At 47.4% G+C, this 12,409-nt stretch carries 11 protein-coding genes; 4 read left to right on the plus strand and 7 right to left on the minus strand.

The features are described from left to right. Window positions 1-6: 6 nt before the first annotated feature. The gene (locus AC5JBY_RS05000; RefSeq protein WP_495903462.1) at window positions 7-1,254 is read right to left on the minus strand and encodes an efflux RND transporter periplasmic adaptor subunit; all 1,248 of its coding nucleotides are present in this window, start codon (window positions 1,252-1,254) and stop codon (window positions 7-9) included. Between the two features lie 297 nt (window positions 1,255-1,551). On the opposite strand from AC5JBY_RS05000, the gene AC5JBY_RS05005 reads away from it, so the two are divergent. From AC5JBY_RS05005 to AC5JBY_RS05015, 3 genes are all read left to right on the plus strand, one after another. Next, window positions 1,552-2,943 (plus strand): MATE family efflux transporter, encoded by a 1,392-nt coding sequence (locus tag AC5JBY_RS05005; RefSeq protein ID WP_495903463.1) that lies wholly within the window; start codon window positions 1,552-1,554, stop codon window positions 2,941-2,943. 169 nt (window positions 2,944-3,112) lie between these two features. Beyond that, window positions 3,113-4,150: an AI-2E family transporter gene (locus AC5JBY_RS05010; RefSeq protein ID WP_495903464.1), complete on the plus strand. Its 1,038-nt coding sequence runs from the start codon at window positions 3,113-3,115 to the stop codon at window positions 4,148-4,150. A gap of 90 nt (window positions 4,151-4,240) precedes the next feature. Then, a complete protein-coding gene (locus AC5JBY_RS05015) occupies window positions 4,241-5,014 on the plus strand; it encodes a murein L,D-transpeptidase catalytic domain family protein (RefSeq protein ID WP_495903465.1) in 774 nt (257 codons plus the stop codon). Between the two features lie 80 nt (window positions 5,015-5,094). Here AC5JBY_RS05015 and AC5JBY_RS05020 read toward each other — a convergent pair whose 3' ends face one another. Then, a complete protein-coding gene (locus tag AC5JBY_RS05020) occupies window positions 5,095-5,769 on the minus strand; it encodes a hypothetical protein (protein WP_495903466.1) in 675 nt (224 codons plus the stop codon). After that, complete coding sequence (gene rpoN, locus AC5JBY_RS05025) at window positions 5,769-7,256, minus strand: RNA polymerase factor sigma-54 (protein ID WP_495903467.1); 1,488 nt, start codon at window positions 7,254-7,256, stop codon at window positions 5,769-5,771. Before rpoN ends, AC5JBY_RS05020 begins: the two co-directional genes overlap by 1 nt. A gap of 152 nt (window positions 7,257-7,408) precedes the next feature. Here rpoN and AC5JBY_RS05030 point away from each other — a divergent pair, with 152 nt between their 5' ends. Continuing rightward, complete coding sequence (locus tag AC5JBY_RS05030; protein ID WP_495903468.1) at window positions 7,409-7,756, plus strand: hypothetical protein; 348 nt, start codon at window positions 7,409-7,411, stop codon at window positions 7,754-7,756. A 109-nt stretch (window positions 7,757-7,865) separates the two neighbouring features. Here AC5JBY_RS05030 and AC5JBY_RS05035 read toward each other — a convergent pair whose 3' ends face one another. From AC5JBY_RS05035 to AC5JBY_RS05050, 4 genes are all read right to left on the minus strand, one after another. Continuing rightward, a complete protein-coding gene (locus AC5JBY_RS05035) occupies window positions 7,866-9,083 on the minus strand; it encodes a DegT/DnrJ/EryC1/StrS family aminotransferase (RefSeq protein ID WP_495903469.1) in 1,218 nt (405 codons plus the stop codon). Window positions 9,084-9,146: 63 nt separating this feature from the next. Beyond that, entirely contained in the window at window positions 9,147-10,694 is a 1,548-nt protein-coding gene (locus AC5JBY_RS05040) for a glycoside hydrolase family 10-like protein (RefSeq protein ID WP_495903470.1), read from the minus strand. Window positions 10,695-10,706: 12 nt separating this feature from the next. Beyond that, window positions 10,707-11,153 (minus strand): MarR family winged helix-turn-helix transcriptional regulator, encoded by a 447-nt coding sequence (locus tag AC5JBY_RS05045; RefSeq protein ID WP_495903471.1) that lies wholly within the window; start codon window positions 11,151-11,153, stop codon window positions 10,707-10,709. A gap of 123 nt (window positions 11,154-11,276) precedes the next feature. Next, on the minus strand, window positions 11,277-12,308 hold the full coding sequence (locus AC5JBY_RS05050; protein ID WP_495903472.1) for a radical SAM/SPASM domain-containing protein: 1,032 nt from the start codon (window positions 12,306-12,308) through the stop codon (window positions 11,277-11,279). Between the last annotated feature and the right edge of the window lie 101 nt (window positions 12,309-12,409).

Raw genomic sequence — 12,409 nt, forward strand, 5'->3', positions numbered from 1 at the left:
TGCCGCTTAGTCTTTGATGGTGATTTCCTTAACATGTTTGTATTGGCTCATATCCGAAATGATGACCGTTTCGCCCGGCGCTGCCTGGTCTTTCAGCTCCACATAGTCGAAATTGGATAACCCTACCTGCGCAGTACGACGGGTAGCCTTACCATTTTGCACCACAAAAATGTCTTGCGCGGCGCCGCCTTTGAATGCAGGGCCATTGGCAATACGCATGGTGGCCTTGCTCACAGCCGTTACAAGGAAGATATCGAGCTTCATATTCGGACGCAGCAACTTGCTATTGCGGTTATCAAGCTGCACATCGAAAGAGAGAATATTGTTTTGAACAGCTGGATGGATATTCATCACGACTCCCTTTAGCAGCGAATCATTGATGCGGGCTATTACAGGCATGCCGGTATGCACTTGTTCGGCAAAGGCATCGGAAATAGTGCCCACGATCTTGTAACTGCCGAGGTCGGCTACCTTTACCAGTGATTCTCCTTCATTGATCTTGGAGCCAATGTTTTTATTGACCCAGGTAATAACCCCGTTACGGTTAGCTACAATATCAGCCTGCACCAGTTTGCGCTCCAGTTCGTCCAGGTCTTTGCGTTGAATGTGTGCACCGATCTCCGACTCCCGCATGTCGGTGCGCATGGTCATCTGTTTGTTTTTGATCTCATGCTCCAGCTGGCGTTTTTCCAGTTGGGCCACCCTCAGGTTCAGTTCGGCTTGTTCTACTTCTTCTCGTGTACCACCGCCGGCTTTGTACAGCCGCTTGGCATCTTGCACGGCGGCTTCAAGACTGTTGATCCGTAATTGCTTGATGGAGTCGTTCGCTTGCAGGTCATAAAAGCTTTTGTCGAGTTGCAGCTTCAACCGGCTGATGTTGTTTTGCTTCAGCTCCAGTTGAAACTTCAGCTTTTCCAGTTCGATGCGCGTAAACTCTTTGTCGAGCTCCAATACCGATTGGCCGGTTTTCACGGGGGTACCGGCATCCAGCAGCACATTTTTGATCACAGCATTGATGGGACTGGTAATCACTTCTTCAAACTCGGGCAGAATTTCGCCGGTAGCCGGAATGGTGTTCTCCACATCGCCTTTTTCCACCACGGCAGTAGTGATAGCTGAGCGTTTAACAGTGGAAGACAGGGAGTGGCGCAATAGCCATATGCCGCCCGCGAGGGCGATCGTGATAACAATAACCCAGCCGATGATCTTTCTTTTACGTTGTCGAAGAATGGTAGGGGAAATGGCACTATCCATGGCTTTACTTTCAGTTTGGACAATAGTATTTCAAGCCATGTACCAATCGCATTAAGCTTATAATCACGGCGTTATCAAAAAACGCAAAATGAAAAATGCCCGATTCCGGACATTTTGATCGATTTTCTCTACTTTTGATTTTCTCAACTCCATTGTAATATGATAGTCTCCACGTTCGCCGAAAACCTCGCTTAAGTAAGCAGCGAACTTATTGCACTACCCCCTTTGTCCGCTCTTACGGCGGTCTTCACAGCTATATTTATTATATTCATTCAACTCAGAAAGGAGTATTACGCCATGAATCAAACAACCAGCAAAACGTCTGTATTTACATTTATTAAACAGGCGCTGAAAGGAGAACACCAGGATTTTACACAAGGCAGCATCCGGAAAGGAGTATTGATGCTCGCCATTCCCATGATCCTTGAAATGATGTTGGAAAGTGTCTTCGCAGTAGTAGACATTTTCTTTTTAGGCCGAACCGAACACCCCCGGCAGGCAGTATCGACAGTAGTATTGACAGAATCCGTACTCACCATCATATACTCGGTAGCCATTGCCCTCAGCATGGGCGCCACGGCTGTAGTAGCCCGCCGCGTGGGTGAAAAAGATATGAATCTGGCCGCTAAATCAGGAGCCCAGGCCATCAACCTCGCATTGATTATCACATTGGTGATCAGCGTGGCAGGTGCCTTTTGTGCCCCCTACATTCTCCAAATGATGGGCGGCTCGGCAGAAGTGATCGCATGGGGCACACCCTACACCCGCATTATGTTTGGCGGCTCGGTAGTGATCATGCTGCTCTTCCTGATCAACGGTATCTTCCGCGGCGCAGGCAATGCAGTCATTGCCATGTGGTCCCTGTGGATTGCCAACGGGTGCAACATTATTCTATGCCCCATCCTGATCCACTATTACGGATTGACGGGTGCAGCCATCGCCACCACCATTGGCCGGGGAATAGGCGTTTCCTATCAATTATATCATTTATTCAAGGGAAAAGGTATAATTCGCATCAAAAGAGAGCATTTTAAGCTCGATTTGGGCATTTTTAAGACGCTGTTCGATATCTCCTGGGTGGGATTCCTGCAGTTTTTCATTGCTTCAGCCAGCTGGATGTTCCTGGCCCGGTTGATCACTCGTTTTGGAGATGATGCGGTAGCCGGCTATGGGTTGGCCATCCGCATATTGATGTTCTTCCTGTTGCCGGCCTGGGGCATGAGCAATGCGGCCGCAACACTGGTAGGACAGAACCTGGGTGCCCAGCAACCCGAGCGGGCCGAGCAATCGGTTTGGAAAACGGCCAAGTACAACGCCATCTTTATGGGACTGGTCATAATCCTGTTCCTGTTCACGTCCGATTACATTACGGCTTTCATGAATAAAGATGCCGGCGTAGTAAAAATTGCCACAGAAGCGATACATATTGTTAGCCTTGGCTACATATTCTATGGAGTAGGAATGGTGGTTACGAGCGCCTTCAATGGTGCCGGGGATACAAAGACCCCCACCTTCATCAACTTCTTTGGCTTCTGGCTGTTCCAGATTCCGGTAGCTTACCTGCTGGCCATCACGCTCAACTGGGGACCTACCGGTGTTTTCATCGCCATACTCACTGCGGAGGCGGGCATAAGTATTGCCGGTGTGATCATCTTCCGGCGCGGAGCCTGGAAAAAAGTGAAAATATAAGCAGTTGATAGTTTCTGGTTTTTTGTTTTTAGTTCGCCAAAGTGCAGCCTGTTGAGTAAATTTAAGAACTTGCTAATGGGGGTAATGGCTGAAAACCAGCAAAAACAACAACCTTGCTACTTCAGTCAAAACACGAAACAACCAAAAACAGGAAACCAGAAACTATATTATGAATTCGATCTCTAATAACGCTATCCGCCAGATACTAATCCTGATCACCATTATTTTTATCGGCGTAGTCCTGTTCATACACCTCAAAACCTTTATCCCTGCTTTCCTTGGTTCCTACACCCTGTATGTGCTTATGCGCAAATACATGTTCATTCTCCAGGGCAAATACAAATGGAACAAGAACCTGGCAGCCGCGTTGCTCATGCTGACCTCCTTCCTCGTCATCATGGTGCCCATATTGATATTGGCCAATATGATGACTTCCCGGATAGCATTTGCCATCGAGCATTCCTCCGACATCCTGACCTCTATTCAGAACTTCATCAGTACATATGAGAAAAGATACAATATAGACATCCTGACCGATGAGAACATTCGGCGGATCTCTACCATAGGCGCCGAAACACTCCCGAAGATATTGGGCGCCACTTTCGATACCCTTACGACCATCCTGATCATGTATTTTATATTATTCTTCATGTTGGTGGACGGGCGCAAAATGGAATCCCATTTCTACGAATGGGTGCCACTTAAAGACGAGAATATCCTTTTATTACGCCGCGACCTTAACCTTCTGGTCAACTCCAATGCCATTGGCATTCCGCTGATTGCATTGATACAAGGCTTAATCGGCCTGGTAGGCTATGTGATTTTAGGCGTGCAGGAGCCAATATTTTGGTTTGTGATCACCTGCATTGCCGCCATGTTGCCCGTGGTAGGGGCTGCGGTAGCCTATATTCCTGTAAGCTTGCTATTTTTTGCTGCTGGCGACAACGGTAAAGGCGTCATTATGCTCATATATGGATTTGGAGTAATAGGAGTGTCGGATAATGTTGCTCGCTTCTGGCTACAGAAAAAGCTGGGCGATGTGCACCCCCTGATCACTGTCTTTGGGGTCATTATCGGTGTCAGCATGTTTGGGTTCATTGGCCTCATCTTCGGCCCCATTTTGATCTCCCTTTTCTTGCTTATGATCAAGATTTACGCCAGCGAGTTTGGCCAAAAGGTTGATCCCAACGACGTTCGGACAAAATGACCCTGGGGTGGGGAAAATCCTTCATACTATTTTCATCCTGCCCACCGTTTATAAAACGGTAAATGACTATGTATCCGTAACCCTGCAACCATGCATCGCCCATTACAATCTATACTCACAGGCTTATTATTATGCATTTTTGCCATGTGCCCGGTATTTATGTCGGGTAATAATAAAGAGAAGGCCGGCGTTCCAAGCCACACAGTTTTAATACTTTATACATCACCACAACATACAGTAGTTAAGTCCACGGACGAGATGTTCAGGGAAGAGGTGGATTTTTTATACGACAGTCTGCACCTTCAGCAGCTGGGACTTCAAAAAGAAGCACTTGAATACGCCTTGAAGGGATATAAAAAGCTCACGCAGGAAGAAGTGCTGCCGAATGATAGTGTACTCTCTATTTGCGATTTCAGCCAGTCATCCCGCAAGAAAAGGCTGTACGTGATCGACCTTGCCCACAAGCGCTTATTGGTCAACACCTACGTTGCCCACGGAAAACGGTCAGGCAAAGAGTTTGCCCGGTCTTTCTCCAACAAACCGGAATCTTTTAAAAGCAGCCTCGGATTTTATATTACACGCAATACCTACCAGGGAGCAAATGGGCTTTCCCTCAATATAGATGGTCTTGAACAGGGAATTAATGATAAGGCGTTTGAACGCAGGATTGTCATCCACAGTTCTAATTATGTGGGAAAACGATGGTTGAAGCAAAACCCGTTTTTAGGCAACAGCCTCGGGTGTCCTGCTGTTCCGGTAAATGAATTAGATCAGGTTATAGAAACAATCAAAGGAGGTTCATGTATGTTCATCTACCATCCTACAAAATACTATCTGACAAAGTCCAACATATTGAACGGCTAAGATTGGACAAGTAAACTTCAGATGGTTTGAAGGCGGGAAAGCTCAATATAGGTTCGTACCCTATGGTTGGGCTTTTCTTTTTATATCCACCAGGCCACTACCTGGGCTGCTACACCGGTAAAAAATCCCACATATATTTCTTGGCGGCTATGATCACTGACGATCAGGCGGGAGGTACAAACAATACCGGCGATCAACAGCGCCACTGCAAAGTATTGTCCGGTTACTTCCTTTCCGGTCAGTATCTGCAATAAAAAGAACATCACCATACCACCCACGGCAGTAGCGTGCATGCTTACCTTTTGACGGATATTCCACATCCAGGCGCCGCATACGCCGAGGAAGGTGCCCAATAAAAATTGTACGAAGAAGATAGGTGTTCTATGTTGATTGCGGAAAACATACCAGATCCAGAAGTAGAAGATAATAGCAGCCGCATAAGGAATGATCCGTTCACGCTGCGTACGCAGGAAAATAGAAGAAACAAAACCCAGCCTTTCCATCAGGAAAACAGAGAAAGCCGGTAAGAAAGTGCTGCTGAAAAATACTGCCGCCAGCACCAGGAACCTGTCCCGGAAATCATAACCGGCAAAAGCCAGGGGATGTAAAAATACCAGGAAGGCAGTTACATACGAAGCGATCAATACCGGGTGAAATACATATGAGAACAGGTGAGCGAGAAAGCGCACGATGGCTGGCTGCCGGAAATGTGCTCCCCCGTTCAGAGAAGGCTGTTGGGCAATAATATTTTCCATTATAATTCTTTACGCAACCTCGCAACGGGAATATTCAACTGCTCCCGGTACTTGGCTACCGTTCTACGTGCAATATTATAGCCTTTTTCCTGGAGCATATCAGTTAACTTTTCATCACTCAGCGGTTTCTTTTTGCTTTCCCCCTCGATCAGGTCGCTCAGGATCTTCTTCACCTCACGGGTACTTACCTCTTCACCACTATCGGTGCTGAGCGATTCGCTGAAGAAGAACTTCAGCCGGTACGTCCCAAACTCTGTTTGTACAAACTTGCTGTTGGCTACCCGGCTTACGGTGGAGATGTCCAGCCCGGTACGTTCAGCGATGTCCTTCAGGATCATGGGACGCAGAGTCGTTTCATCACCGGTCAGGAAGAAGTCGTGCTGATAGTCCATGATGGTTTCCATCACACTCGTCAGCGTATGCTGCCGTTGCTTGATGGCATCGATGAACCATTTGGCCGCGTCTATCTTTTGCTTGATGAAGATCACCGCTTCCTTCTGCCGCTTGTCCTTCTTGCTTCCTCTGTCATATTCTTTCAGCATATCCCGGTAGCCTTCGCTGATGCGGAGGTCGGGCGCATTCTTGGAGTTGAGGGTCAGTTCCAGCTTACCCCCATTATTGAAAATGAAGAAGTCGGGCACCACATAGCTCTCGGCCTTGTTGATATCGCCATGATTGCCGCCAGGCTTGGGCGTAAGACGGATGATATGACCGATTACCTCTTTCAGGCCTTCATCACTCAGGTTCAGTCCCCGTTGTATCTTATCGTAGTGCTTCTTGGTAAACTCGTCGAAGTAGTTGGAGAGCACGTCTATGGCGGTGTCCACCTTCTTGCCAAGGACCTTTTGCCGGTTCAATTGAAGCAACAAACACTCCTGCAGGTTGCGGGCGCCCACGCCGGCTGGATCGAATTGCTGTATCAGCCTGATCACACTTTCCACTTCATGCTCATTACTATCGATATTTTGCCGGAAAGCCAGGTCATCCACGATGGCAGAAGCCTCGCGGCGCAGGTATCCGTCATCATCGATACTACCAACGATCTGTTCGGCTATCCGCCGCTGCCGGTCATCCAGCTTCAACATGCCCAACTGCTCCAGGAGATGCTCGTGAAAAGACGTCTCGATCCGGTAAGGAACAACCTTATTATCGTCCACTTCGGGATAATTGTCGTCCTTCATCTTATACTCGGCGATCTCCCCGTCATCATCACCCACATATTCGCTGATATCGATATTGTCGTATTCCTCTTCACTTCCATCTGGCTCAAAATCGTCCTCTGAACTTTCGAACTCGTCCTTTGTTTCATTATCAAACTGATCATCATGATCTTCGTCCGAAACTTCAAGCGCAGGGTTTTCCTCCAGCTCCTCTTTGATCCGCTCCTCCAGGTTGGCAGTAGGCACCTGCAGCAGCTTCATCAACTGAATCTGCTGAGGGGACAACTTTTGTAATAACTTTTGCTGTAAGCTTTGACTCAATGCCATTGTTCGTCAGGGGTTTTTTACCGCTTCAGAGCCAGAAAATTTGGAAAATCGGCGGCAACCACAAAAATCAGGCCGTAAATTTAAGTACAAAAGTAATGAACGTGAACCAACGATTTTATAAAATTATTGTTGCACTGGCATTTTCTTTTCAAATGTTAAACTTGCAGGCGCAGCAAAAACTCGCACAGCCACCATCAATTGCAGTGCCAGGGCTGGTTTTGGCGGCCAACCCCCGGCCCTGGTATGCCACCAGAACATTACATTTTAACAAATTAACGCTCCCATCCGATACCATAGCCTGGCTTACATCAAAAAATGCGGTACAGCCCTTATGGCCACCGAAACTGCCCGGAGCAACGTCCACCATCAGCAACAACTTCTACACACAAAACTTTGGCTTCTTTTGCCGGCAGGAACTCCATTTCGAAAAAGCGGCCGGCCTGCCACTACGTTTCCGCCTCGGCTCTCTGAAAGATTGCAATACCCTCGAAGGCAAATAAAAATGGTGAACAGCCTTCCCAAAGACTATTCACCATCTCTTGATTATATAGCTAAGTAATTTGCTCTAAATCAAATGTCTCACGTTTCACTTCTCACAGCTCACATACCTTACACTGTCGCCTTTTGCGCAGCAAGCACCTTCCTCACCGCACTCACGATCTTGTCTCCCTTTTCCTTGATCTGCTCAGGCGTCCAAAGCAGGCTCATGGCAGTAGAGATGCAGCGGCTCATGATGGCGTCGCTGGCAGAAAAGTCTTTATTGGCGTGATGGATCACAGCAGCCTTCAGATCGGGATGCAGGGCATTCAAAGTAATAGACTGCTTCAGGTGATCCCATTTGCGGATATAATGCCAGTTGTTATTGAACCAGTAAAAGTTACCCGCCAGTATATTTTGAGCCTTCAGTTCATTCACTACAGCCTCTGTGATCTCATGCGTAGGCAGAAACCAGCTGAGGAATGTGCAGCTATCACCTGAAGGATCGGGAATGCGGCGGAAGCTGATCTCAGGCACCTGAGATAAAATAGCTTTCAGTGCAGCATGATTCTTACGTTGGATAGAAAGAAACTCTTGCAGCCTTTCCACCTGGGCCAGACCCACTGCAGCATGCAATTCAGAAATACGGTAGTTGTAGCCAATAAAAGGATGCAGGTCAGCACCACGGTCAACACCCTTGTGATCGTGGCCGTGATCACTATAACCGTCACTGTCAGTATATACACTTTCACGATTAGTCAGCACTACACCACCTTCGGCACAGGTGATTGTTTTTACGAAATCAAAAGAAAAAGTGCCGGCATCACCGATAGTACCGAGGTATTTCCCTTTATATTGAGCGCCGATGCTTTGACAGGCATCTTCTAACAGGATTAACTTGTGTTCCTTGCAGATAGCTTGCAGCGCATCGAGGTCGGCCATGCTGCCGCACATGTGCACTGGCATAATACATTTGGTATTAGGCGTAATAGCCTTGCGAACAGCCGCAGGGTCCAGCGTCAGCGTATCATCAACATCTACCATCACGGGCACTGCGCCTACACTCAACACAGCTTCAAAGCTCGCCACAAACGTAAACGAAGGCATGATCACCTCATCGCTATAGCCCACGCCCAACGCACTCAAGGCAGTGGTGAGAGCGGCGGTACCACTGGAAACCAGTTGCGCATATTTGGAGCCGAATACTGAGCAGATAGCCTGCTCCAGTTCCTTTGCTTTCCAGATACCCTTACGTGGACCATCGAAACCGTACCGCATCAGGATACCCGTTTCCATTACATCATTCACATGCTTGCGCTCGGATGCGCCAAATAATTCAAAACCAGGCATATAACTAATTTATAATTTCAGAAATAAGAATTGGATCTGCCCGCAAAGGTAAACAATACTACTCTACCGCACGATCCAGGCTTCGTTTTCCAGCTTTTCGAAATGCAGTGGCAAAGGCCAGTCGGCATACGGTAGACTTTCATTGCCTGCATCGTCTTGTGTAGTCAGGAAAATGCGTGCATATTTTTTATTGGCTGGCAGCTGTATGCGAAATACGCAGGATTCTGTGCCCGGCTTTACATCGATGGGCTTGGCATTGTAAAAATTGATGAAAGCTGACGTGGTCTCGGCACTTAAGTAAGCCTTGAAACCATTGATAGGCCTTTTTTCCAGTTCCGACTTCACCACGGTGATATCGAAAGTAGAACTGTCAACGACTGTGAAAGATTTTACCACAGGCGCCACGGGTCGCAGCGAATCGATCCAGCTCATTCCGGGAATTAAAGCAGGCTCTTTATAATAATTCAACCGGAGACTATCACTCCAGCCATTGGGATTGTTCACAAACGACGTGCTGCTGAAATAAATAGCACCCTGCACTTCGGGATACTGACGTATCTCTGCGATCTGCCGCGTCAGCATCGACTTGTCGCGCCAGGCAGCATTACTGTTAGCACGGTAAGGCGCCAGCCCGATATAGCAATGCCTGCCATACGTGTGCTTGCTCCACCAGTCCAGCAATATTTCAAACGGAGCCGCTCTGTGACCAAACTCCCAATACAATTGAGGCGCTACATAATCGATCCAGCCGTTTTCCAGCCACAACAAAATATCAGCATACAGATCATCATAATTCGTCACGCCGGCAGTAGTGGCGCTTCCTTCCGGATCATCACGTTGATTACGCCAAACCCCGAAAGGCGAAATACCAAACCGGCAATACTTCTTTTCTTCCTTGATGGCCCGGCTCAGCATCACGATAATGGAATCTACATTGCTCCGGCGCCATTCTTCCCTATCCATGCCGTTGCCATACTTCGTAAAGCTCTTATTATCGGGAAACTCCTTTCCGGCAATGCGGTAAGGATAAAAGTAATCATCGAAATGAATAGCATCGATATTATAGCGGCGCACTACATCGCGGATCACCTTCACCACAAACTGCTGCGCCTCTTTATTGCCGGGATCAAAATAACGTGTACGACCATAAGCCACGAACCATTCGGGATGCAGTTTGGTCACATGGTTGGCAGCAATAGACGATTTGCCGATGCTGAACTCTGCCCGGTAAGGATTACACCAGGCATGGAATTCCATGCCACGCTTGTGCGTTTCCTCGATCATGAACTGTAAAGGATCATAGTAAGGCGCAGGCGCTTTGCCCTGCTTGCCGGTAAGCCATTGGCTCCATGGCTCATATGGAGATGGATAAAAAGCATCAGTAGCAGGCCTTATCTGCACGATCATGGCATTGAGGCCATTCCGCTTGTGCATATCCAGCTGAGCGATGAATTCAGCCTTTTGCTTTTCAGTATTATAGTTGCCCCGGCTGGGCCAGTCGATATTGTCTACAGTAGCTATCCATGCACCCCTGAACTCATAAACGGGTTGTGAAAAAGCGGTAACGGATGCCCAAAGGCAGGCAGCAAAAGTCAAAAAGTAATGTTTCATAATTCGGATTAACTAACCTCTCATTTTATCCAGCAGCCGGTTCAATGCAATGGCCTCTTCATGCGTAAGGCTTCCAACCGAAGCGTCCATCTCTTCATTACAACCGTCCATTTTATCTAATAAACTCAATCCTTTCTCAGATATTGTCACATCTACCAGCCTGCGATCCGTTTTACAGATAACTTTAACAACTAATTCCTTTTTTACCAACCTGTCCACGATCCGGCTGGTATCACTCATCTTGTCCAGCATCCGTTGCCGTATCTGCAAAGTCGATAAAGGAGTGCCTGCACCACGTAAAATGCGCAGGATATTGAACTGCTGAGGAGTAATATCAGCCTTTTCAAAAAGATGCTTGTGTTTTTCCATCAGCCAGTTACACGTATAAATGAGATTCACCGATACCTTGTGGTGCTCATTGCGAAACTTCGCCTGTTGAATATCATTTTCTAAACTCATATTGCGTCAGTAGTTGGGTTCTAAAAGTACAAATCATTCGAAGCGTTAATAGGGTAGGAACTAAAAACAATTACTTGCTGCAATAGCAGCCAAAGGCTAACGCCTAACAGCTAAAACCTTGCCTTATTCACTCCACACTTTCGTGCCTTCACTACAATTGGCGCAGATATCTATATTCTTGCGGCTTTGTAAAATTTGCCGGCGGAAGTTTACATATTCATCACTATGCCATACTTCTTTAAAAGGCTTTCCTTTCAGGTCGCCCAAGGTATGCTGGGCATCCTTATCAAAACAACAGGGAACCACCAGCCCGTCCCAGCTGATCACCGTGGCATGCCACAATCGCCAGCAGTGATTCTGCAATGAGTTCTTGAACTCGAACTCCCCTTCCTCATTCCGGCGGTAGCGGCTGTATTTGTCCAGCGTAGGGATCAGCTGATTGGGGTCCTGCTCATAATCATACACCTGGGCAGTCTTGAAACGCACATCATCCACGCCGATCTCTGCCGCCAATCGCTTTACATCCTCGATCTGGTGCTCATTGGGCTTCACCACCAGGAACTGGAAAAATACAAAAGGCGTTTTGCTTTTTAGCTCCTTTTTCCACTTCATGATGTTCCGTGCGCCCGCCAACACCTTTTCCAGCTTGCCTCCTACACGATATTGCTGATACACCTCCTGCGTAGTGCCATCGATGGAAATGATCAGCCGGTCGAGACCGCTCTCCACTGTTCTGCGGGCATTGGCGTCATTCAGGTAATGCGCATTGGTAGAAGTGGCGGTATAGATGCCTTTTTGCGAAGCATACTTTACCATGTCCAGGAAATCAGGATTCAGATAAGGCTCACCCTGAAAATAAAAGATAAGGTATAACAGGTCACCCGAAAGCTGGTCAATCGTGTCCCGGAAAAAATTCTTTTGCAGCATGCCCGTTGGACGGGTAAAAGCCCGCAGGCCGCTGGGACATTCCGGGCAACGGAGATTACAGGATGTCGTAGGTTCAAAAGAAATAGATACGGGGTATCCCCATTGAACAGGCTTACGCGTCCACTTACTTAAGTAGTAGCTACTCAATACCTTACCCGCATTCCACATGCGGCGAAAAGTAAGCTTGGATATTAAATTAATACTATCGTGCCAGTTAAATGAGGGCATTTGCTAATATAAAATTAGGGGTACTTCCCTAATGTGCAATGTTTTATATGCCGTAACGTTTAAAATTAGGGTATTGTTGGACGCTCACCGGGTGAAAAACA

Source organism: Paraflavitalea sp. (assembly GCF_059502485.1).

Coding starts and splice junctions, on each gene's coding strand:
- AC5JBY_RS05050 (WP_495903472.1), bottom strand. CDS start 12,308: ATGCCCTCATTTAACTGGCACGATAGTATTAATTTAATATCCAAGCTT.
- AC5JBY_RS05005 (WP_495903463.1), top strand. CDS start 1,552: ATGAATCAAACAACCAGCAAAACGTCTGTATTTACATTTATTAAACAG.
- AC5JBY_RS05015 (WP_495903465.1), top strand. CDS start 4,241: ATGCATCGCCCATTACAATCTATACTCACAGGCTTATTATTATGCATT.
- AC5JBY_RS05000 (WP_495903462.1), bottom strand. CDS start 1,254: ATGGATAGTGCCATTTCCCCTACCATTCTTCGACAACGTAAAAGAAAG.
- rpoN (WP_495903467.1), bottom strand. CDS start 7,256: ATGGCATTGAGTCAAAGCTTACAGCAAAAGTTATTACAAAAGTTGTCC.
- AC5JBY_RS05040 (WP_495903470.1), bottom strand. CDS start 10,694: ATGAAACATTACTTTTTGACTTTTGCTGCCTGCCTTTGGGCATCCGTT.
- AC5JBY_RS05020 (WP_495903466.1), bottom strand. CDS start 5,769: ATGGAAAATATTATTGCCCAACAGCCTTCTCTGAACGGGGGAGCACAT.
- AC5JBY_RS05035 (WP_495903469.1), bottom strand. CDS start 9,083: ATGCCTGGTTTTGAATTATTTGGCGCATCCGAGCGCAAGCATGTGAAT.
- AC5JBY_RS05010 (WP_495903464.1), top strand. CDS start 3,113: ATGAATTCGATCTCTAATAACGCTATCCGCCAGATACTAATCCTGATC.
- AC5JBY_RS05045 (WP_495903471.1), bottom strand. CDS start 11,153: ATGAGTTTAGAAAATGATATTCAACAGGCGAAGTTTCGCAATGAGCAC.
- AC5JBY_RS05030 (WP_495903468.1), top strand. CDS start 7,409: ATGTTAAACTTGCAGGCGCAGCAAAAACTCGCACAGCCACCATCAATT.